Annotated in this window: 18 protein-coding genes; 9 read left to right on the top strand and 9 right to left on the bottom strand. The window is 63.7% G+C overall.

Annotation, left to right across the window (positions count from 1 at the left end):
- Window positions 1-21: 21 nt before the first annotated feature.
- Window positions 22-1,032: a type II secretion system F family protein gene (locus IC608_RS09480; RefSeq protein ID WP_191774816.1), complete on the top strand. Its 1,011-nt coding sequence runs from the start codon at window positions 22-24 to the stop codon at window positions 1,030-1,032.
- 11 nt (window positions 1,033-1,043) lie between these two features.
- On the opposite strand, the gene IC608_RS09475 is transcribed toward IC608_RS09480, so the two are convergent.
- A complete protein-coding gene (locus tag IC608_RS09475; RefSeq protein ID WP_210316284.1) occupies window positions 1,044-1,889 on the bottom strand; it encodes a DUF1206 domain-containing protein in 846 nt (281 codons plus the stop codon).
- A gap of 750 nt (window positions 1,890-2,639) precedes the next feature.
- Here IC608_RS09475 and IC608_RS09470 point away from each other — a divergent pair.
- The 4 genes from IC608_RS09470 (at window position 2,640) to IC608_RS09455 (ending at window position 6,510) form a co-directional block, all read left to right on the top strand.
- Window positions 2,640-2,882: a PepSY domain-containing protein gene (locus tag IC608_RS09470; RefSeq protein WP_191774815.1), complete on the top strand. Its 243-nt coding sequence runs from the start codon at window positions 2,640-2,642 to the stop codon at window positions 2,880-2,882.
- Window positions 2,882-3,544 carry a response regulator transcription factor gene (locus tag IC608_RS09465; protein WP_191774813.1) on the top strand — a complete coding sequence of 221 codons (663 nt, stop codon included), beginning with the start codon at window positions 2,882-2,884 and terminating at the stop codon, window positions 3,542-3,544. The genes IC608_RS09470 and IC608_RS09465 overlap by 1 nt, the downstream gene beginning before the upstream one ends.
- Window positions 3,541-4,878, top strand: coding sequence for a sensor histidine kinase (locus tag IC608_RS09460; protein WP_191774811.1), 1,338 nt, complete (start codon window positions 3,541-3,543; stop codon window positions 4,876-4,878). Before IC608_RS09465 ends, IC608_RS09460 begins: the two co-directional genes overlap by 4 nt.
- A 474-nt stretch (window positions 4,879-5,352) precedes the next feature.
- Entirely contained in the window at window positions 5,353-6,510 is a 1,158-nt protein-coding gene (locus IC608_RS09455; protein WP_210316283.1) for a FecR domain-containing protein, read from the top strand.
- A 55-nt stretch (window positions 6,511-6,565) separates the two neighbouring features.
- Here the strand turns inward: IC608_RS09455 and IC608_RS09450 are convergent, their stop codons facing one another.
- The 3 genes from IC608_RS09450 to IC608_RS09440 form a co-directional block, all read right to left on the bottom strand.
- Entirely contained in the window at window positions 6,566-8,872 is a 2,307-nt protein-coding gene (locus tag IC608_RS09450; protein WP_191774807.1) for a putative bifunctional diguanylate cyclase/phosphodiesterase, read from the bottom strand.
- Between the two features lie 108 nt (window positions 8,873-8,980).
- Window positions 8,981-9,475, bottom strand: coding sequence for a DUF305 domain-containing protein (locus IC608_RS09445; protein WP_191774805.1), 495 nt, complete (start codon window positions 9,473-9,475; stop codon window positions 8,981-8,983).
- Window positions 9,476-9,614: 139 nt separating this feature from the next.
- On the bottom strand, window positions 9,615-11,828 hold the full coding sequence (locus tag IC608_RS09440) for a heavy metal translocating P-type ATPase (RefSeq protein ID WP_191774803.1): 2,214 nt from the start codon (window positions 11,826-11,828) through the stop codon (window positions 9,615-9,617).
- 70 nt (window positions 11,829-11,898) lie between these two features.
- Here IC608_RS09440 and IC608_RS09435 point away from each other — a divergent pair, with 70 nt between their 5' ends.
- Entirely contained in the window at window positions 11,899-12,327 is a 429-nt protein-coding gene (locus IC608_RS09435; RefSeq protein ID WP_191774801.1) for a MerR family transcriptional regulator, read from the top strand.
- A gap of 418 nt (window positions 12,328-12,745) precedes the next feature.
- Window positions 12,746-14,077 (top strand): Nramp family divalent metal transporter, encoded by a 1,332-nt coding sequence (locus IC608_RS09430; RefSeq protein WP_191774799.1) that lies wholly within the window; start codon window positions 12,746-12,748, stop codon window positions 14,075-14,077.
- A 4-nt stretch (window positions 14,078-14,081) separates the two neighbouring features.
- Here the strand turns inward: IC608_RS09430 and IC608_RS09425 are convergent, their stop codons facing one another.
- On the bottom strand, window positions 14,082-14,849 hold the full coding sequence (locus tag IC608_RS09425) for a tetratricopeptide repeat protein (RefSeq protein ID WP_191774797.1): 768 nt from the start codon (window positions 14,847-14,849) through the stop codon (window positions 14,082-14,084).
- 144 nt (window positions 14,850-14,993) lie between these two features.
- On the opposite strand from IC608_RS09425, the gene IC608_RS09420 reads away from it, so the two are divergent.
- Complete coding sequence (locus IC608_RS09420; RefSeq protein ID WP_191774795.1) at window positions 14,994-16,340, top strand: leucyl aminopeptidase family protein; 1,347 nt, start codon at window positions 14,994-14,996, stop codon at window positions 16,338-16,340.
- A 34-nt stretch (window positions 16,341-16,374) separates the two neighbouring features.
- On the opposite strand, the gene IC608_RS09415 is transcribed toward IC608_RS09420, so the two are convergent.
- Complete coding sequence (locus IC608_RS09415) at window positions 16,375-17,313, bottom strand: 2-hydroxyacid dehydrogenase (RefSeq protein WP_191774794.1); 939 nt, start codon at window positions 17,311-17,313, stop codon at window positions 16,375-16,377.
- Between the two features lie 68 nt (window positions 17,314-17,381).
- Window positions 17,382-18,236 (bottom strand): c-type cytochrome, encoded by an 855-nt coding sequence (locus IC608_RS09410; protein WP_191774792.1) that lies wholly within the window; start codon window positions 18,234-18,236, stop codon window positions 17,382-17,384.
- A 444-nt stretch (window positions 18,237-18,680) separates the two neighbouring features.
- On the opposite strand from IC608_RS09410, the gene IC608_RS09405 reads away from it, so the two are divergent.
- Window positions 18,681-19,502: a prephenate dehydratase gene (locus IC608_RS09405; RefSeq protein ID WP_191774790.1), complete on the top strand. Its 822-nt coding sequence runs from the start codon at window positions 18,681-18,683 to the stop codon at window positions 19,500-19,502.
- Between the two features lie 54 nt (window positions 19,503-19,556).
- On the opposite strand, the gene IC608_RS09400 is transcribed toward IC608_RS09405, so the two are convergent.
- Together IC608_RS09400 and IC608_RS09395 are read right to left on the bottom strand one after the other, a co-directional pair.
- Window positions 19,557-20,204 (bottom strand): hypothetical protein, encoded by a 648-nt coding sequence (locus tag IC608_RS09400; protein WP_191774788.1) that lies wholly within the window; start codon window positions 20,202-20,204, stop codon window positions 19,557-19,559.
- 51 nt (window positions 20,205-20,255) lie between these two features.
- The gene (locus IC608_RS09395) at window positions 20,256-20,519 is read right to left on the bottom strand and encodes a hypothetical protein (RefSeq protein ID WP_191774787.1); all 264 of its coding nucleotides are present in this window, start codon (window positions 20,517-20,519) and stop codon (window positions 20,256-20,258) included.
- Window positions 20,520-20,625 lie beyond the last annotated feature (106 nt).

Raw genomic sequence — 20,625 nt, 5'->3', positions numbered from 1 at the left:
TTTCACGCCTGGGGGCCGCTCGTGCAAATCATCGACCTACTGACCCAACGTGATTTCCTGATCGCCGTGTTGGCCGCGGTGTCCGCCGCGGCGGCTGTCTTCACCTTCGGCACGTCGCTGATCGGCCGGCGCGACACCAAGGAGCGCATCCGGCGGGTCGCCCTGGAGCGCGATCGCATGCGGGCAGAGGAAATGGCGCGTCTGCGCGGCGGCAAGGCTGTTGATAGTCGTGCCAACATCCGCGGTGGCCGCGAAACTAAGAGTTACATGAAAGGGGTGGTCGAAAAATTCGATCTCAAGAAGGCCTTTCAGGACGACAGTACCGTCGACAAGCTGGCTACCGCCGGCTACCGCGGTCAGGGCCATCTGACGGCTTTCCTGTTCCAGCGCTTTGCGACCCCTATCGGCATCTTTCTTGTTGCTGCCGTCTATCTCCTGCTCCTCGCCCCGGGCGGCCGGCCTGCCTATCTCAATTTCACCTATGCCATCGGCGCCGGCCTCCTGGGAGCCTATTTGCCCCTGCTAATGCTCAAGAACGCGACGCAGAAACGGCAGGCTTCCATTCGCCGCTCCTGGCCCGATTGCCTTGACCTACTGCTGCTCTGCGTGGAAGCGGGCATGTCGATGGAGCACGCCTTCAAGCGGGTGGCGCGCGAAATCGGCTCCCAGAGCGCCGAACTGGCCGAGGAACTGACCCTGACCACTGCGGAACTGAGTTTCCTGGAAGACCGTACGCGGGCTTATGAAAACCTTGGTCGCCGTACCGGGCTCGACAATGTCAGGGCCGTCATGACAGCGCTGATCCAGGCCGATCGCTACGGCACGTCCGTGGGTCAGGCGCTGCGCGTGATGGCCGAGGAAGGGCGCGAGGCGCGCATGATGGAGGCCGAGAAGAAGGCCGCTTCGCTGCCGCCCAAGCTTACCGTGCCCCTGATCCTGTTCTTTCTGCCCGTGCTCTTCATCGTGATCCTGTCGCCAGCAATGATCAAGGTTTTCTCCGGTGGCGTTGCATCCACCATGTCGGGTGGTTGAGCGGCAGGGAGTCAGTGCCCGGCGAGGCTCCCCATCTTGTTTGCTGCCTGCTTGACGTCGCCGCTGTCGGGTGCGTCGACTTTGCGATACCGTCCCTCAATGCCGCTATAGACGCCAAAGGCAATGAGGCCGATGGCGGCAAGCCCGTAGAGGAATAGCCCGAACGGGAGTTGGCGGACCCAGGCGAGGCCGTCGGAGAGCCCACCGGCCTGCTCGGGGTTCACCGTCAGCGCTGCATAGATGAAGAAACCGCCAGAAATCGCCAGCAGGATACCGCGCGCGCTGAGGCCGAAAACGCAGATGGCGTTCAGTGCCGCTTCACCGTCCTGCGGCAGCTTTACCCGCTTGCGATACTGACCGGAAAATCCGCGCCAAACCTGAGCTCCGCCGCCTATGATCAGGCCGACGCCAACAGCCCCAACCAGCACTTGCCCGAACGGCTGCTGCATCAGCCAGGCACTGATGCTCTCCTCCCCGCCGGAACCCGATCCGGAGCCGCTCGAGGCCGAAATGGCGAGTGAACAGGCGGCAAAGGCGAGGGACAGGTTGGCAAGGCCGCTGATGAGGCTGCCGGCGCGCACCAAATAGCCCTTTGCGTCATTGTCGAGATGGTCGGCGTTGAGAAAGGCCTGGGCGAAGCGCCACAGCACATGCCCGACAAGCCCGATCGCGACGATGCCCAGGAGAATTTGCCCGAACGGTTGCCCGAGTAACGATGACAGCGCGTCCTTGGGGCTGTCCTGGCTGCTGGAGCCGCCCGACGCTGCCGCGGTCAAGGCAAGAGCACCCAATATGGCATAAACGGCGCCACGAGCAGTATAGCCCCAGCGCGCAAGCAGTTCGAACTTGTTGGACATCGCAATCCCTCAGACCATTGGCAAAGGCAACGTCTCTCCGCTGCCTCCGTTCCCCCGGTCTCTCCGGCATCCTTGCGGCGGTACAGTCCAAAAAAATTGCGGAGCCCAATCCGCAGCCGGTGCGGGGGGCGATGCCCGGCCAATCGGATTGAGCTCCGTAAAAGCTGACGCTGATCCAGCATGGGAAGGACGTCAACAATGCCACCTTAGCAGAGCGGTGCTGAGGGACCTGTGAGCCTGCGTGTAAGTGTTTTGTCAGCTTCCGATGCGTATAATTTGATCATGTTCAAGCGGTTCACAGTTCTGGTTTGCGTTCTCCCCTTGCTGGTCGCGCCCGCAGCCGCACAGGCGATTGGCGCTGGCAATGGCAACGGTTCTGCGGCGTCTGAGAACGCCGACCAGAACAATGGCAACGGTGGGAACGGGAACCACGGAGGCCAGGACAACGGGAACGGCAATCAAACTAGCCAGGGGAACGGGAACCAAGGGAACGGCAACCAGGGGAGCGGCAACGGGAACGCTGGGAGCAGTGGTGATGGCGACGGAGCGGGTACGGGTGCCAGCAACTCCGGCAATGGCCAGGGAAATGGCAATGCCAACGGGGGTAATGGCAATGGGGCCAATGGAGCAGCCGAGACTGTGTCCCCCGGTCGCGGGACGAGGTCGACGCCCGCGCCGGGCTCAGGCACAGGTGCTGTGGGCGGCCCCGTTCCCGCCGGTGGCTCCCGCGTGAGCCCCGGAGCAGGAGCCGTGCCGCGCCCCCGCGCCCTGACGCAGGATCAGGCCCTTGCTGCTGTGCAATCGGGCCACGCCACGCCGCTGGCAGAACTGGCCAACCAGATCGAGACCAGCAATAACGGCAGGGTGATTGATGCCGAACTCCTCAGCGTCAGGGGAATGCTGGTCTATGCCCTCAAGGTGCTGTCTGCCTCGGGCAAACTCGGCACACAGTACTACTATGCTCGCTCCGGCAGCTATATCGGGAGCGAGTGATGCGGGTCCTTATCGGTGAAGACGACGACCAGATTGCCCAGATGCTGGCGACAACGCTGGAAAAGGCAGGCTTCGGTGTCGAGCGAGAGAGCGATGGCGAAACCATCTGGTTTCGCGGGGATACCGAGAATTTCGATGCCGTGATCCTCGACCTTGGCCTGCCGCAGATGGACGGCCTCACCGTGCTTCGGCGTTGGCGCAAGGCGGGCCGACTGGTTCCCGTTCTCATCCTGACGGCCCGGGGCCAGTGGGAAGAGCGCGTCGAAGGTATCGAGGCCGGTGCAGACGACTATGTCGTCAAGCCGTTCCATGTCATGGAAATCCTGGCGCGGGTGCGCGCGCTTGTCCGTCGCGCCAGCGGCCTCGCCTCTTCCAAGGTCGAATTCGGCCCCTACCAGCTCGACATGCGGACCATGCAGGTCACGCGCGATGGTGTACCCGTGGATCTGACACCGCAGGAATTCCGGCTGGTCGCCTACCTGCTGCACAATCGGGGCAAGGTGGTCTCCCAGCTCGAAATCACCGAGCACATCTACAAGCAGGATTACGAGCGCGATTCCAACGCGGTTGAGGTTTTGGTCGCGCGGGTGCGCAAACGGTTGGGGGCGAACGTCATCAAGACGCGGCGTGGCTTCGGCTACATGCTGGGCGAAGGCCTTTGACCCTGCCTTCGCTGAAGCTGCGGCTGATGGGGCTTGCGGCGATCTGGGTCATCGTCTCGTTGCTGGCCGCCGCCTTCATCCTGCACTTCCTGTTCGTGGCCAATCTGGAGCGCACCGCGCACGAGGACATGGACGCGGCCATGACGCGCTTGGTCGCGCTGATCGACGCGCAATCGCCGGGGTCAAACCTCACGGCACCCCTGCCTGATCCGCGATACGACACGCCGCTGGGTGGCCGCTACTGGCAAATCACGACGCCGGACGGCGCGATCTTGGGGCGTTCTCGTTCGCTCTGGGACATGACTATTCCGGTCACGGGTGCCACGGAGCGCGAGATCAATCACTTCGCGGCCCCGCCCGAATGGCACATCATCTACATTATGCGGTCGATCGATATCGGCGGCCGCACCATCGCGGTCATGGTGGGCGAGGATCATCAGCCCATCCACGCGGCAGCCAATAAGTTCGCCTGGGACATCGGCTGGCTCTTCAGCCTTCTGGCACTGCTGATCCTGCTGGCCGCCTGGCTGCAACTGCGCCTGGGTCTGGCTCCGTTGGCGCGGTTACGCGAAGGTGTCGACGCGGTGCGCAAGGGGCAGAAGCCGCGGCTGATCGGGGAGATGCCGCGCGAAGTTCTGCCGCTCATCGACGAGGTGAATGCGCTTCTCGAGGAACGGGCAGCCAACACCGAAAAAGCCCGGCGCCGGGCGTCCGATCTGGCCCATGGTCTCAAGACGCCCCTAGCTGCCTTGCACGGCATCGCCTTGCGGGTGCGGGACAAGGGAAATGCGGCCGATGCCGACCTGATCGACGATCTGGCCTTCGAAATGTCCAAGCGGGTCGACTACCAGATGCGCGTCGCCGCGCTGCAGGTCAGAAACGCTGAGCACCGGGAGAGTACGTCACTCAATAGCGCCGTGATCCGCACCATCACCGTGCTAAAGAAAACGGGCCGGGGCGAGGGTCTTCATTGGATGGCAGACCTGCCGCAGGACTTTGAGGTGGATATCCACCGGCAGGACCTGATGGAACTGGTTGGCGTGCTGCTGGAGAACGCCACCAAATGGGCGGCTAGCCAGGTCATCGTGCGCAGCCACGGTACGGAAGAAGCTGTGCAACTGGAGATCGGTGACGACGGGGTTGGTATCGAAGAGGACAAACTGGCGGCGCTCGGGCGGCGCGGCGTACGGTTGGACGAGACCGCCCCCGGAACGGGACTGGGTCTTTCGATTGCCGCCGAAATCCTCGACATCAACGGCGGTACGATCGACTACGGACGATCCGAGGCGGGCGGCCTGCGCGTGACGGTTACGCTGCCGTTGACGAACCGCTAGTTGCCTCGAAAGCGTTGGCAGAAGACCGTGTAGTGTCCTGATCCGTGGCCGGAAACAACAGCGCCAGAGCGGCGGCGCTGCCAGCAAGTAGACAAATGCTGAAAATGACGAGGCTGAGCATAGCGTTTCTCCGTTCTTGGAGAAGGCAACGCGAACATGTCGCATTTGTTCAGTTAAAAAACGATATTCTACACATTACAAAAAGATTACACCGAGTATAATTCTTTATACATGAACCCGTGGGTTGCCGCCGATCCGGATAGTGCTCGGCTGCTGAGGAATAGAGGGCGCTGTTACAAGAATAACATCTGATAACGTCAGCATCGCCTGCAGAGTAATTTGTCCACCTTCTGTTAAGACTGCCAAGACGATTAACGACAGCACTTGCACACGTGATCAGTGGCAGAAAGGTTTGCGTAAGGTTTTGGATGTCCCTTGGAATGCGGGCGCGGATTTTGCTCGAGGGGATCCATAATGAAGTTTTTCGCTGCAACCACTCTGGCCGTCGGTCTTCTTGCATCAACGAGTCTTCACGCCGTCGCTGACGATTGGACGGCCATCAGCTTGCGCGGCATTGTCATGCAGTTCAACGGCGAGGAGTGGGTCAAGCTGGAGCGCGGTGCGGTCGTCTCCGACGCGCGGCACATCCGTACTCTGGCGAGCGGCAGGGTCGTGTTCCAGCGCGGGGAAGAACGCATTTCCGTCGCCGGCGATACCGATATCACCATCGAGGATGCTGCCGGTCATCGCAAGATGACGACCGTCAACCAGATGTTCGGCACCGTGACGATCGAGGCCGAGCGCCGCAATGTCCAGCATTTCTCGGTGCAGACGCCCGTTCTGGCGGCGGTCGTGAAAGGGACGCAGTTCACCGTGACCTACCGCGACGGCGTTGGCAAAGTGGCCGTCGACCGGGGGGTGGTGCAAGTCAATGACGACGTGCACGACGTCATCGCCGATGTCCGCCCCGGGCAATCAGGCAGCGTTTCTCAGTCTGAGGCGCTGAACGTTCGTGGCCCTGATGCGGCCCAGACGGTCTATGTCATAGACGGCGTGGCGGTGAACGCTGCGCACCGCGCGGTTCAGCTTGAGAAGGTGGAAGCCGAGCGCGAGGCTGCGGCCCAGACAGGATCGGGTCGCGGACACGGCAACTCGGGCGATAAAGGGCGCGGCGCTGAGGGGCGTGAACCCGGCAAGGGCGGCCCGGCCGGTCATGGGCCAGGTGACGATAAGGGCCATGGCCGCGGTCACGATCGACCCGGCGATGATGATCGCGGACCCGGTGGCAAGGGGCACGGCAACGAAAATGCTGGTCCCGGCAACAACAGCGGTGGTGGCAAGGACCACGGCGGCGGTGACAAGAGCGGTGGCGGCAGCGGTGACAAGGGGCGCGGCGACGATGATAACGGCCACGGCGGTAGCGGTGACAAAGGCGGCGGCGGCGGTGGTGACAAAGGCGGCGGCGGCGACAAGGGCGGCGGTGGCGGTGACAACGGCCACGGCGGCGGCGGTGATAAGGGTGGCGGCGGTGACAACGGCCACGGCGGCGGCGGTGATAAGGGTGGCGGCGGTGACAGCGACCACGGTGGTGGCGGCAAGGGCGAGGGCGGCGGCAAAGGTCGCGACAAGTAGGCCGTCTTAAGCTTGCAGAACATGAGGCGGGAACTGGGTTCCCGCCTTTTTTGCCTCAGAGATGTCCGACCGCTGGTACGGCCTCTCGCGTCATCAACGCGATGAACGCGTCGGGCGGGATCGGCCGGCTGAAGTAGTATCCCTGGCCGGTGTGGCAGCCGAGTTGCGCCAGCAACTCGGCTGTTGCTTCGTCTTCGACACCTTCTGCCACAATGTGCTTGTCGAGGCGCAGGGCCAGTTCGACGATGGCTGCGAGCAGGGCCGCCGATTGCTGTCCACTGTCCCGTCCGCGCACGAACTGCTGGTCGATCTTCAGCGTATCGAACGGCAGCTCCTGGAAATAGCTCAGTGAGGAATAGCCGGTACCGAAATCGTCGACGGCCAGCGCGATGCCGAGCTGACTGAGTGCTGTGAGCGTAGCGTTGACCGCAAGCGCGTTGGCCATGCGCGCGCCTTCCGTGATCTCCAGTTCGAGCCGGTGAGGCGGCAGGTCCGCATCGGCCAGGGCAGCCTTCGCCTCGGCCTCCATGTTCATGCGGTCGAACTGGATCGGCGAGACATTGACCGACACTTTGAGCGGCAACGGCCAGCCTGCTGCATCGCGGCAAGCCTGCCGCAAAACCCACGCCCCCAGGTCAACGATGAGGCCGGTTTCCTCAGCGAGGGGGATGAATTCGGCTGGCGAGATCATGCCCAGTTCCGGATGTTGCCACCGGACCAGCGCCTCGGCTCCCGTCAGACGGCGGCTGCGCAGATCCACCTGAGGTTGGTACGCCAGATGCAAATCCTGATTGTGAAGGGCGTCGCGCAAGTCACGCTCAAGGCGCCGCCGCCGCTCAAGCGCTTCCTGGTCGGCCACGATATAGCCCCGAACCCTGGCCCTCTCGGACCGTGCCCGCAACAATGCGGTCTCGGCTTGAACCAGAAGCGCCGAACGTACGAACGGGCCAGCGGCGTAGCCGGCGACGACATCGATGTACACGCTGTGGCCGGGCACGTGATAAACGCCACTCATGCTGTCGCTCAACATTTCCGCCCACAAGCGCAGCCCGCTTGCATCGCCCTTGTCAGGGCGTGCCGCCGCGAAGCTTTGTTCACCCACCAGCGCTGGCCCATTGCCGTTGAGCGAGGACAGCTTGTGCGCGAACTGCGTCAGCACCGCATCGGCGACGTCATGGCCCAGCGTCGCGCGCAACTCGTCCATGTGCAGCAACTGCAACACGACCAGTTCTTCGCTTGGCCCGGACGCGGCTGCGGAAACGAAGCCGTGCCGGGACAGCAGACCCGTTTGCGCATCGTGCGTGGCAAGAAATCCGAGGCGCTGCATGGCTTGGCGACGCCCCAGAAGCTGCGCGTAGCCATCGTCTGCGACCACCAGCGCGAAGAGCCCCACCAGCCCCAGATGCATGGCGGCAGTATCGACGAGCACGCCCCAGCGGCCATAGGCGTAGACAGCCAGCAATTCTCCCAGCAGCGCAGTCGCCAGCAGCACCGCTCCCGCCACCCGGATCGGCGGGCGCCCCAACGCCAGGATCACCAAGGCTAGCGCCGCCACCAATCCGAGCCCGGGAAGCCCTGAGAAGTCTCTAATGATCCGCCCTGTCCGCACCGTTTCGGCGGCCAGCGCCTGCACCAGCGGCCCCGAGATGATGCCGTAGCGCGGAACGTGGAAGAAATCCCGCAGCTCGATCGCGCTGGCCCCCACGATCACCTTCTTGCCGGCGAGCAGTTCCGGCGCCACATGGCCATCGAGCACGTCCGTGAAGCTGAAACGGGGGATGCCGGAGAGATCAAGGCTGTAGTCGATGGTCACCAGGTCCGGGAGCGTCGTGGTCGGCTGGCCCAGGCGAGCTGCCAGAGCTTCCATGGGTCCGCTGCCATCGCTGGCGGATTTGGGGACCCAGCGGGCGTGTCCCGCATTGCCATCAATCAGCACGTTGACCAGTACCGGATCGGCCCATTGGGTGAACTGGGGCAGGGGACGCGAGACCATGAGCCCGTCCGCGCCCGTATCCTGCACAAAGGCGGCCAGCACCGCAAAACCGCCCGCGCGCTCCAGGGCGGCGGCAAACGCGGCATCTTCCGCAGGCGTGCTGGAACTGGAAAAGTCGATGTCGAAAGCAACCTCGTCCGCTCCGGCGTCCATCAGCCGGTCCAGAACGCGTCCATAAAGGCTGCGGGGCCAGGGCCACGTGCCGACTTCAGCCAAGCTCTTGCTGTCGACTGCCACGAAAACGGTGTCGCCACTCACCGGCCGGCTGGTCATGCTCAAGCGCCAGTCCTGCAGCCCGTCGTCCAGCGACGCCAGCAGCCCCGTTCGCCCTAAGAGCAGGACGAGCCCCAACAGCAGAGCGACGCTCAACCATCTCGTGAGTTGACGCAAGGCACGTTCCCCTTTTGGGGCACTGTGCCACGGCCTCCGCTTCCGCAAGGTTAAGGCAGGCGGCAAATGTGGAGTTTGCTGTCTGTTCTACTCCGTCGGAACGCCAGGCGGGAGATCTGGCGCATTGGACGGGGGTGGATTGGCCTCGAGATCGGCGATCAAGGATTTCATCTCGCCGATCTCCCGCACCTGCGCCTCTATTATCCCGTCCGCCAGTTCGCGAACCCTTGGGTCCCGGATATGGGCCCGGGCGCTGGTCATGATGGCGATGGAGTGGTGCGGGATCATGGCCTTCATGTAGTCCACGTCACTCACCGTCTGCTGGCTGCGCACCAGCCACAAGGCCCCGGCGAAAACGACCACGGCACCGATCAGGATCGCCGCGTTCAGGGCCTTGTTCTTGTACATGCCCAACATGAAGAGGAGCATGATGACGGCCATTGCCGCGCCCATCACCAGCGCCATCCATGCTCGGGTCTGGCTCCAGAAGATGTGATCAAGAGCGTAGGTGTTGAGGTACATCAGCCCGAACATCACCACCGTTGAAGTGGCGATCATTGCGGCGAAGCGACCGTAGTGCATGACGTTCTCCCGTGACCCTGATGGATGGGGAACGCAGGGCAGTCTCAAAGTTTCCAAATTTACTCGTGTGACGCCAAAATTGTCTGCCGCCATAAAGGCTTACCACGGGGCAAAGTTGGTCTGGCGTAGCCTGAGGGCGCTAAGCCTCGCCGGTCGTTCCCCGCCACCCAAGGAGCCGCATTGCGTTAGCCGTCACCAATACGGTCGCCCCGGTGTCGGCCAGGATGGCGGGCCAGAGGCCGGTGATTCCGATGACCGTGGTAACAAGGAAAGCGGCCTTCAGCCCCAGAGCAATCGTGATGTTCTGGCTGATATTGGCCATGGTCGCGCGCGACAGGCGAACGAGGTTGGCCACGTCGAGGACTCGTCCGTGCAGCACGGCGGCGTCGGCTGTCTCGAGCGCCACGTCTGTGCCGCCGCCCATGGCAATTCCCACGTGCGCGGCTGCGAGCGCCGGGGCGTCGTTAATGCCGTCGCCCACCTTGGCGACGATGCGCCCCTCGTTCTTGAGGTTTCCCACGATGCGCTGTTTGTCCTGTGGCAACAAATCGGCGTGGACCGTGATGCCCAGGTCTACCCCAATGGCAGCGGCGGTGCGGCTGTTATCCCCGGTCAGCATCACCGTGTCGGCACCAAGTGCGCGCAGCGCTCCAAGCCCTGCCTTGGCATCGCTTCGGGGCTCATCACGCATGGCGAGGAGACCGACAGCCTTGCCATTGCGTACCAGCACGGAGACGGTCTTGCCTGCATCGTTCAGCGTGTCGATTTGAGCCAGCAGCGTCTGGTCGATACCCGCCTCTTCTGCCGCGGCCCTGGCTGAACCCAGAAAGAGAGATTGACCATCCACGATGCCGACGACGCCCTTGCCGCCGATGGCGCCAGCATTGTTCGCTCCGGCGAGAGTGATCGCCTTCTCTTCGGCTTTGGCGAGAATGGCGGTCGCCAGCGGGTGGCTCGATCCGACTTCCAGGGCAGCGGCCAGCGCCAGCACCTCATCTTCGTCGATTCCCACACCGATGACGTCCGTCACCTGCGGCCGTCCCACGGTTAGAGTCCCCGTCTTGTCTAGGGCCACCATGTCCACTTTGCCCAATTGCTCGAGGACGGCGCCGCCCTTCATGAGCAGACCGCGCCGGGCGCCGGCAGAGAGCGCCGCGGCGATGGCCGCCGGTGTTGAAATGACGAGCGCACAAGGGCAGCCGATCAGCAATACGGCGAGCCCCTTGTAGATCCACTCGCTCCAGCTCTGGCCGAGCAACAGGGGCGGCACGATGGCCAGCAGCGCCGCTACCACCATCACGCCGGGCGTATAGACGCGCGAAAAGCGGTCGATGAAGCGTTCCGTCGGTGCCTTGCTCTCCTGGGCCTCCTCTACCAGAGCGACGATGCGCGCAATGGTGTTATCGGCCGCCGCAGCGGTGACCCGGACACGCAGCGCGCCCTCGCCGTTGATCGTGCCGGCAAAGACCGAGTCTTCGGCAGTCTTGCGCTTGGGAACGGATTCTCCGCTCACCGGTGCTTCGTCGACAGCGCTTTCACCCGAAAGTACGGTGCCGTCCGCCGGCACACGGTCTCCAGGCCGCACGAGGATAACATCGCCGATGGCAAGCGCCTCCGCCGATACCTCGGATACCGTTCCCTGGGTCTCCCGCAGCGCTGTTCGCGGCACGAGATCGGCCAGCGCTTTGATGCTGGACCGGGCGCGACCCGTTGCCACGCCCTCCAGCAGTTCCCCGATGAGGAACAGCAGCACTACGACCGCGGCCTCTTCGGCGGCATTGATGAACACGGCACCGATGGCAGCGACCGTCATCAGGGTTTCGATGGAAAAGGGACTACCGTTGATGGCACCCATGAACGCCCGCCGCGCCACAGGGACCAGACCAACTGCCATGGCCGCAATGAACACCCATTGCTCGATGGAAGGCACCATCTTGCCCAGGACAACCGCCACGAGGACAGCTGCGCCGCAAATCAGCGTCAGCCGGGCTTTGGCCGTTTGCCACCACGGCCCCTCTTCCAGCTCATGATCATGTCCGTGCATGCCGCTGAGCGCGTGGTTTTCCTTGTGAGCCTCCTCTGCGCCTCTGGGCTCCTCCCGCGCCACGGTGTGCAGCTTGGTTTCGCCTCGGCCCGGCATCAGCGTGGCCCTATATCCAAGGCTGCTGACTTTCTCGGCTATGCGCTCAAGGTCGGCGGACCGATGCGTCACGGTCATCGCGCCGCCGACGACCGTGACGGATACATCCTCCACGTCGCTCATCCGCCTTACCGCCGTATCGACCTTTCGGGCGCAGCCGGCGCAGTCCATGCCTTCGACGCGAAAGCGGGCCGTTTCGATTTTAGCGGACATGACCTGGCGCTCCTTGAAATGTGGTCGACGAAGAGCCTACTTTCTCTAGCGACTAGAGGAGCAAGCCCAAATGCATCACGGAGTGGCGATTGGCAGAGTGTCGGAGATGAGTGGGGTCAAGGTGCCCACCATCCGCTACTATGAGCAGATCGGGCTGCTGCCCCCTGCGCCCAGAACTGAGGGCGGACGACGGACCTATGGTAGCGGCGACCTCGAAAGGATCACCTTCATCCGCCACTCTCGTGAACTCGGTTTTGAGATCGACGAGATCAAGACGCTGCTCGATCTCCAGGACACGCCGAACCGCTCCTGCGCCGAGGCCGACAGCATTGCCCGCTCACATCTTGCAGAAGTGAAAAAGAAGATCTCCAGCCTGACCGCGCTGCAAAACGAACTCGAACGGATGGTAGAGGGCTGCGCGCACGGGCGGGTGGAAACCTGCCGGGTCATTGAAAGTCTCGCCGACCACGGCCAGTGCCGCTATCACGGCGAACTCTGAACCAGCGGCCTCTTCGGTCGAACGAAAAGGCCTGGGCGATCGAGTGGCAGGGCACGGAGACGGCATGGCCACTGCCAGGAAAAACCGGGCCCCTTCTCATCGATCCGCTGCCGGCGGAGGTCCCCGCTGCCGGGGGGCAAATCCGTCAGCTTATTGCGATCAACACGATACCCGGCCGGTCCTGCAATGCTGAAATCCGTCTGGTCAACCCCGGTCTTGCGCGCATTGCCCTACAGCCCTGATGGCCGCGGCTTGCGGCATCGCGATCCGGATCGAGTAAGGGAGCAACGCGCCTGGTCGGTCCCACTCGCGGCGTTGGCGACAGCGCCGGATCAAGAGCGCTAATTTTTCTGTTGCAACCACACGCGCTTCCCTGCATTTTGCGAATGAGTTGCAAGAGCAGGTACAGCAGACCATTATGGGCGTTCAGGGGTGGCGGCAGAGCAGCGAGCAGATTTCCCTCACCGAAGTCTTTCGCAGCGTGGAGGTGCGCGGGCACAAGAATGCCTTTCGCCGGGCCCTGGCGTTCCTGGGGCCGGGCTATATGGTTGCCGTTGGGTACATGGACCCGGGCAACTGGGCCACGTCGCTCGCTGGGGGAGCGAGCTTCGGCTACACGCTGCTGTTCGTTGCCCTGCTCTCCAATCTGATGGCCATCGTCCTCCAGCACCTCTCCATCCGGCTTGCAGTGGGATCCGGCCGAGACCTCGCACAGGCCTGTCGTGATGCCTTCCCGCGTCCGGTAGGGCTGGTGCTCTGGGCGCTGGCCGAGATCGCGATCATCGCCACCGATATTGCCGAGGTGATCGGCACCGCCATCGGCCTCAACCTCATCTTCGGCATTCCGCTCGAGATCGGCGTCCTGATCACGGGTCTCGACGTGGCGCTGATCCTCTATCTGCAACGCCTTGGCTTTCGCTATCTGGAAGCCTTTGTGGTGGGGCTATTGGCCGTAATCGCCCTCTGCTTCGCTGCCCAACTTGTTCTCGCCGATCCGAATTGGGGAGACGTGGTCCGCGGCTTTGCACCGACCACCGACATCGTCACCAATCCGGACATGCTCTATCTTGCCCTGGGTATTTTGGGCGCGACAGTGATGCCGCACAATCTCTACCTGCACTCCGGGATCATGCAGACACGGAATTTCGGCGATACCTTGCCGGAGCGGCGCGAGGCCATGCGCTTTGCCACGATCGATTCGACCGTTGCCCTCTGCTTTGCGCTGTTGATCAACGCCTCTATCCTCATCCTGGCGGGCGCCGCGTTTTACACGACTGGCAACAGCCAGGTTGCTGAACTGGGCGAAGCCCATAGCCTGCTCGCGCCGCTTTTGGGCGCGGCGATTGCGCCGACGCTTTTCGGGGTGGCCCTAATCGCTTGTGGGCTCAACTCAACCATCACGGCGACCCTGGCCGGCCAAATCGTGATGGAAGGGTTCCTCCACATTCGCCTGCGACCCTGGATACGGCGTTTGCTCACCAGAGGGATAGCCATCATTCCGGCAGGGCTGGTGACCATATGGTTCGGTGCGCAGGGGACCGGGCAATTGCTGATCCTGACCCAGGTCATTCTCAGCCTGCAACTGTCCTTCGCCGTCTTCCCACTGGTGACGTTCACGGCGGACCGGCACAAGATGGGTCAGCTCGTTGCGCCGCGCTGGCTGGCCGGTCTCTCGGTGCTCATCGCCGTCGTCATTGCGCTGCTCAACATCAAGCTGCTCTATGACGTGGCGCTCGGCGGGCTGACATAAGAGGTCAGCCTTGGATGCGGTCCCACCGGTTCTGCTGCGTGAGGAGCGCACGGACGTAGGCCATATTGGCTTCGACCTCCTCGGGCGGCAGCTCGGCGGCGTAAAGAGCGCGCGCCTCGTCGAACCGGCCTTGCAAGCCCACGATGAGGGCGAGGTTCTGCCGTGTCTTGCTGCCTGCTCCGCGCATTTGCACCGCCCGCCGCAAATGTTGCTCGGCGGCAGGCAGTTCGTCAGTCATGGCGTAGCTGAGGCCGATATTGGTTTCGATGGACGCTTCACCCGGCGCCATCACCTGGGCCTGCGCGTAGGCGTTACGGGCCTCGGCGTTTCGTCCCATCTGGTCCAGCGTCGCGCCTTTGACCAGAAGTGCATTCCAATCCGGGGCATCGGGGCGAATGACGTTGTCGAGCACACCCAGCGACTGCTCGAACCGGCCCGAAGCCGTCAATGCCTTGGCATAGGCGATGGAAATGTCGATGTCGCCCGGATAGGCGGCCATCGCCTGCTCCAGCGCAGCACTGGCCTGTTGGGGCTGGCCTGCGGCACGCAGCGCGGCCGCATATTGGATCGCCACGGCCCGGTCTTTGGGGTTTGCCTTGTAGCGAGCAGTCAGCTGACCCAGAACCTGCTGCGTCTGGGCCGCCGGCATGCCCGAAAAATCCGTCGCACCCATCTGCCCGCGGTTTGAGGCGCAGGCGCTCAGAGCAAGGGCGGCAGCACCGGCCAACAACACGGCGCGCAGCGCCCTGATCGTGGTTTTGGAATGCAGCACGGCACGTCTCCGCTGAGCAGGGGCTCAATGCCACGAGAAGTAAATCATTAACCCTAACAGCCCGTTAAGCGCGGCGGCGGAGGCGTTGCGGCGCACCCGGGCAGGGCGTAGAAGACGTGGCAAGAATCTCCGGAGTGTTCCTTGATGACCTCGACCCTTGGCGTCACCCTTGTTTCCGAAAGCGGCCTGGCCGGCCTCGAATTGAGCCCGGCGCAGCGCAAATGGGTCGAGACATCCAGCTTCACCGGGCAGCGGGGGCGGCTCCTTGCACTGCCCGGAGAGGGCGGCAGCATAAGCGGCTACCTCTTCGGCATAGGCGCGCCGGCCGACCGGCCTCCGCTGGTGGCCGGGCTTGCTGCGGCCGCCTTGCCGGAAGGTCACTACAGTCTCTCGGGTGAACTCGGTGATCCGACCCTTGCCGCTATCGCCTTCCGCCTTGGCGCCTACCGCTTTGGCAAATACAAGAAGACCCAGCCGGGCCCTACTTGCGAAGTGCCGACCGGCGCCGATGCGGACGAGGTCGAGCGGCAGGTGGAGGCGGCCGTCCTTGCGCGCGACCTCATCAACACTCCGGCCAACGATCTTGGGCCCGATGCTCTGGAAACGGCGATCAAGACCTTCGCCGAAGCGCGCAACATGAGCTTTGCCGTCACGCGCGGCGAGGATCTGCTGCGCGACAACTTCCCCATGATCCATGCCGTCGGGCGCGCCAGTGCGCAGGCGCCGCGCCTGGTCGATCTCCGCTGGGGCGACGCCGCTGCGCCCAAGGTCACACTGGTGGGCAAAGGCGTGATCTTCGACACCGGGGGCCTCGACATCAAGACCGCCGCGGGCATGCTGCTGATGAAGAAGGACATGGGCGGCGCGGCCAATATCCTTGGCCTGGCTCACACCATCGTCTCGGCGAAACTGCCGGTTCGCCTCCGGGTGCTCATCCCCATCGTCGAGAACGCCATCTCGGCCACTGCCTTCCGTCCGGGCGACGTCCTTCCTTCGCGCAAGGGTCTCACGGTGGAAATCGGCAACACTGACGCGGAGGGACGCCTGATCCTGGCTGACGCGCTGGCCCTGGCCGATGAGGAGCGTCCGGACCTGATCATCGACATGGCGACCCTCACGGGCGCGGCACGGGTTGCCCTTGGCCCCGATCTCCCGGCCGCCTACAGCTCGGACGACGCCATCGGCCGCGAACTGGTGGCAGGGGCAGGGGGCGTGGAAGACCCGCTCTGGCTCATGCCGCTGTGGGCGCCCTACGAGGGCCTGTTGTCTTCCCGCATCGCCGACATCAACAACGCAGCGTCCGGCGGCCACGCGGGCTCGATAACGGCCGCCTTGTTCTTGAGAAAATTCGTGGCCAACGCCAAGGCGTGGGTCCATCTCGATATCATGGCCTGGGCGCCCGATGCCCGGCCGGGGCGCCCCGTTGGCGCGACAGACCAGGGTATCCGCGCCTGCTACGCCCTCATCCGCAAGCGCTACGGCACGAACTGACAGGGTGGGGCGGCCCAGTCTGCGGCCGCATCCGCTAATATCCGCGCGTCCGATCCACGACGTTGATCAACGGCTCGCCCTGTTCGTGCGCCTTGAGGATCGCAGAAAAATACCGCACACCGCTCGCTTCGCTGGAGATGGCGGCGATGTGGGGCGTGATGTAGCAGTTCTCGATGTCCCAGAGCGGGCTATCGGCGGGAAGAGGCTCTATCTCGAAGACATCGAGGCTGGCGGCGCCCAAGGTGCCGTCGCCCAGCGCCCGCACGATGTCGGCCTCTTTCTGATGGCCGCCCCGCGCTGCATTGACGATCACCGGGCCACCGGCAAGGCCACCACGCCGCAGCTTGCCGAACGTCTCGTAGTTGAGGATGCCCGTTGTCTCCGGCGTCAGCGGCAGGAGATTGACCAGGATATCGGTGCCGGAAAGGAAGGCGTCCAACTGGTCAGCGCCAATGAAATTTTCGACGCCCTCGACGCTCTTTGGCGTGCGGCTCCAGCTGCGCAGTGAAAACCCCAGGGGTCTCAGGCGTGCCGCCGCATCCTGCCCCAGCACTCCCATCCCCATGATGCCGACAGTGGTCTCCTGGGCCGCTGGCGGATAGACCTGAGCCCAGCGCCGGGCCTTCTGGTCAGCCTGGAAGCGGGAAAACTGCCTGTGGTGCATGGTGACATGAGCCACCACATAGTCGCTCATGCGCTGGCTGAGATCATCGTCCACGAAGCGCACCACAGGGACCTGGGGGAGCTTGGGGTGCTTGAGCAGCGCGTCCACCCCTGCGCCGAGCGAGAACACGGCCTTCAGGTTGTCGAGCCCGTCGAACGCGTTCGGCTTCGGCTTCCACACGAAGATGTAGCGAACGGCCTTCGGATCGTAGTCGTCGGTCTGACGCACCACCGGATATGGGGCAAGGGCCGTGGAGAACGCCTTGGCCCAACTCGCTTCATCGACATCGGACAGGTGCAGAAGAAACATTGTTACCCCCAAAAAGGAAAGAGCCGCACCCGGAGGCGCGGCCCTTGGCAAACTGTAGCGGGCCAGCCTTATTGCGGCGGCGTGGTCGAGGTAGTCGACGGCGTCACAGCACCGGCGTCACCGCCCGCGGCGGGAGTGCCGACGACGGGCGTTTCACTCTGTGTGGTTGTCGGGGTTTCGACAGTGGTGGTCGCCTCGGGGGCAACAGCACTGTCGGCGGGCGCGACGGCCGCCGGGCTAGTGCCGGCATCCACGGCATCTGCAGGCGCCGGCGCTTCCGGGGCCGCGTCATTGGCGGGGGCGGCCGCAGCATCATCTGCCGGTGCGGCTTCGCCGTCAGCCGGTGCAGCCTCGCCTTCAGCGGGCGCAGCCGCGTCAGGCTCGGGGAAGGGCTTTGGGTCGGCCGACAGGGTCTGCAGGTAGGCCAGGATGTCAGCGCGTTCCTCGGGGCTCTTAACGCCGGCAAAGGTCATCTTGGTGCCCGGGGCATAGTCCTTGGGGCTGGTCAGGAAGGCGTTGAGGTTCTCGTAGGTCCACACGTCGCCATTGGCGTTGTGCTCCTTGAGCGCGTCGGAATAGGCGAAGTCCGGCACCGAGCCTTCGGGGCGCATGACGACGTCGTAAAGATGCGGGCCGGTCTTGTTGGGCTCGCCCTCGCCGAAGTTGTGGCAGGACTGGCACTTGCGCACGGCCGAGGCACCGCGATCGGCGCTGGCGGCAGCGAGCAGCGTTCCCAAGGCAACTTCCGGAGCTGCTTCAACCGGCGCGCCGGCTTCGGCGACTTCGGGCTCGGGCAGGGCGTATCCGGGGCCCCGGTCCTCGATCGGGTGGTAGATGGCTTCGGCCAGAAAGCCGACACCCATCACGAACAACAGGGTGCCGAGGACGGCGCCTAGAATTTTGTTTAGCTCGAACGAATCCATGTGAAACTCTCTGCCGGTCCATCCCCAGTGGACGAATTCCAGGCCGGCCGCAATCTCGATTTGCCCTGCACAATAGGTAAATCGGCCTCAACCGGCCAGCCCGACGCGGGCGGAAGATAGTCGCTAGCCCCTTGGAGGGCAACAGGGCAATCCACCGGTGCGACACTTCGAGCCGTCCCGCAGGGGAAATCGCTCCGGTGGAGCGATTTGAGGCGAGAAGGCCATGAGAGCTATGCTTGAGTGGCACGGCCGCCCCGCAGGGGAAATCGCTCCGGTGGAGCGATTTTAGGCGAGAAGGCCATGAGAGCTATGCTCGAATGGCAGGAGTGTCCCGTAGGGTGGCAGCTCTGATGGCTCACTGAACGGCGCCGCGAGACCTCTGTCACATTGACACCGCCCCCCACCCGCGCCAAAACCGCGCCACCCTCACCGTGGACCAGACCCATGACCAAGAAGATTGCCTTCCAGGGCGAACCCGGCGCGTTCAGCCATGCAGCGGCCGCCAACGTGTTCCCGGGCGAGGAGGTCATGGGCTGCGTCACCTTCGAGGAAACGTTGGCCGCAGTTCAGTCCAGCCGCGCCGATTTCGCAGTCGTTCCGGTGGAAAACTCTCTTTATGGACGGATCACCGACATCCACCATCTGCTGCCCGAAAGCGGTCTCTTCATTGTTGGGGAAACGTATCTGCGCGTCGAGATGACGCTGCTCGGTGTTCCGGGGGCCAAGCTCGAGAACATCGAGGCGGTCCAATCCCTTTCGGTGGCTCTCGGCCAGTGCCGCAAGTTCATTTCGCAGCACGGTTTCCGCACCATCAACGCAGTCGATACGGCCGGATCGGCTCGCGAGATTGCCCAGAAGGGTGATCCTAATGTCGCCGCGATTGCGTCGCGCTTTGCCGGCGAAATCTATGGGCTGGACGTGCTGGCAGAGAACATCGAGGACGCCGACCACAACACCACCCGTTTCCTCGTCCTCTCGCCCACTGAGAAGCGGGCCGCAAACACGGGCAAGGTGAAAACCACCTTCATCTTCCGCGTGCGCAACGTGCCGGCGGCCCTTTACAAGGCCATGGGAGGGTTTGCGACCAATGGCGTCAACATGACCAAGTTGGAAAGCTACATGGTCGGCGGCGCTTTCACCGCCACTCAGTTCTACGCCGATATCGAGGGGCATCCCGACGACCAGAGCGTCCAGAACGCCTTCGAGGAACTCGGCTTCTTCACCGACCGGTTCCGTATTCTGGGCGTCTATCCCGCCGCCGACTAGGCCTCCCTGCGCAAGGTGCGAGGCCTGGGTCTGCCAGTCCGCCGGCACGCTCCATTAATGAGCAGCCAGCCGATCGGCGGCAGGAGCGGCTTTGGAGCGGATACTGGCTCGCGCTCTGGGGCCAAATCCGAGGGCGCTCAGGCCCCGCTGCTGTAGCGGGGTCAAGGCCGGCCAGACCAAGGCTCGGGCAGCAAGGCCCAGCGCGCCGAACTCCTGCTTGTGCGCACGGCTGCGGGTCTGGATCTCGAAAATACGTGGGTCGATCCGTTCTGGAAGCGTCGCCAGCAGGAAAAACATGGACGCCGCGTGGAGCGGGGACAGTTGCAGGTTCCGGTCGAAATGCAGCGCTGCCTCAAGCACGGCTGGATCATCCGACCTATCGATGCACCTGCGGATGACGTCGAGGCAGGTGCGCAGTTTCTGCCGCTCGGTGCAATCGTGCAAGGTGGCGCGAATAGTCATCTGATCGACCGCAACGCCGTTCAACACCCCACCGAGATCGTATCGGCCAGCGCATCTCTGGCAAATCCAGCGGCGCTCATCGGCGCGCTGGACCTCGTAACTGATCCGCTGCTGGTTCTTCCTGCAGAACTGGCAGGTGGTGCCGAAGGTAACGTCATCTTTCAGCTCCCAGCTGAAAGACCAGTCCTGCGGCCGGCCGATGGCTTCGTCCAATACGTAGCGGGTGCGCGAGGCGGGCATGGCTGTCTCCGGGTTCGGAAGCGGGGCGGCAATGATCGCCGCCCCAAGACCCTAGTCGACGCGCTTTTGATGGATGAGATCGCCCACGTTCTCGAACTCTTCCGGATAGGCCTCCACGATGTCCTTCGGATTGCCCGACGCGTAGCCATTGTCCCGGTCGCGCAGGTGCTGGAGCATGGCACCGGCATTGGTGAAACTCGTCCCATCCACCAGTTCGTAATGCTTGCCGCCACCCTTGTTGGTGCCGGGATCGGCGACGGCGGCGGACGTTGCCAAAAGCGCGGCCACCACGGCTACGGTTGCTGCTTTGATCATGAGAGCTCTCCTTGCGTTGAAGCTTCGATATCCAACCCGTACCATGCTTCGCCTGACAGCCCGGTGACATGACTGGACAGCTTCGCTCGTCAGCGCCAATTCGGCG

It is taken from the genome of Devosia oryzisoli, from assembly GCF_014837245.1.
In the GTDB taxonomy this organism is placed as follows: Bacteria; Pseudomonadota; Alphaproteobacteria; order Rhizobiales; family Devosiaceae; genus Devosia; species Devosia oryzisoli.
The sequence above is the reverse complement of the archived record's forward strand: the minus strand, read 5'-3'. Positions and strand labels throughout refer to the sequence as shown.

What these genes read in the sequence shown, in the direction of transcription:
- IC608_RS09410 (WP_191774792.1), bottom strand. Translation starts at nt 18,236, where the DNA reads ATGGATTCGTTCGAGCTAAACAAAATTCTAGGCGCCGTCCTCGGCACC.
- IC608_RS09400 (WP_191774788.1), bottom strand. Translation starts at nt 20,204, where the DNA reads ATGCCCGCCTCGCGCACCCGCTACGTATTGGACGAAGCCATCGGCCGG.
- IC608_RS09455 (WP_210316283.1), top strand. Translation starts at nt 5,353, where the DNA reads ATGAAGTTTTTCGCTGCAACCACTCTGGCCGTCGGTCTTCTTGCATCA.
- IC608_RS09420 (WP_191774795.1), top strand. Translation starts at nt 14,994, where the DNA reads ATGACCTCGACCCTTGGCGTCACCCTTGTTTCCGAAAGCGGCCTGGCC.
- IC608_RS09405 (WP_191774790.1), top strand. Translation starts at nt 18,681, where the DNA reads ATGACCAAGAAGATTGCCTTCCAGGGCGAACCCGGCGCGTTCAGCCAT.
- IC608_RS09475 (WP_210316284.1), bottom strand. Translation starts at nt 1,889, where the DNA reads ATGTCCAACAAGTTCGAACTGCTTGCGCGCTGGGGCTATACTGCTCGT.
- IC608_RS09395 (WP_191774787.1), bottom strand. Translation starts at nt 20,519, where the DNA reads ATGATCAAAGCAGCAACCGTAGCCGTGGTGGCCGCGCTTTTGGCAACG.
- IC608_RS09415 (WP_191774794.1), bottom strand. Translation starts at nt 17,313, where the DNA reads ATGTTTCTTCTGCACCTGTCCGATGTCGATGAAGCGAGTTGGGCCAAG.
- IC608_RS09445 (WP_191774805.1), bottom strand. Translation starts at nt 9,475, where the DNA reads ATGCACTACGGTCGCTTCGCCGCAATGATCGCCACTTCAACGGTGGTG.
- IC608_RS09465 (WP_191774813.1), top strand. Translation starts at nt 2,882, where the DNA reads ATGCGGGTCCTTATCGGTGAAGACGACGACCAGATTGCCCAGATGCTG.
- IC608_RS09440 (WP_191774803.1), bottom strand. Translation starts at nt 11,828, where the DNA reads ATGTCCGCTAAAATCGAAACGGCCCGCTTTCGCGTCGAAGGCATGGAC.
- IC608_RS09435 (WP_191774801.1), top strand. Translation starts at nt 11,899, where the DNA reads ATGCATCACGGAGTGGCGATTGGCAGAGTGTCGGAGATGAGTGGGGTC.
- IC608_RS09430 (WP_191774799.1), top strand. Translation starts at nt 12,746, where the DNA reads ATGGGCGTTCAGGGGTGGCGGCAGAGCAGCGAGCAGATTTCCCTCACC.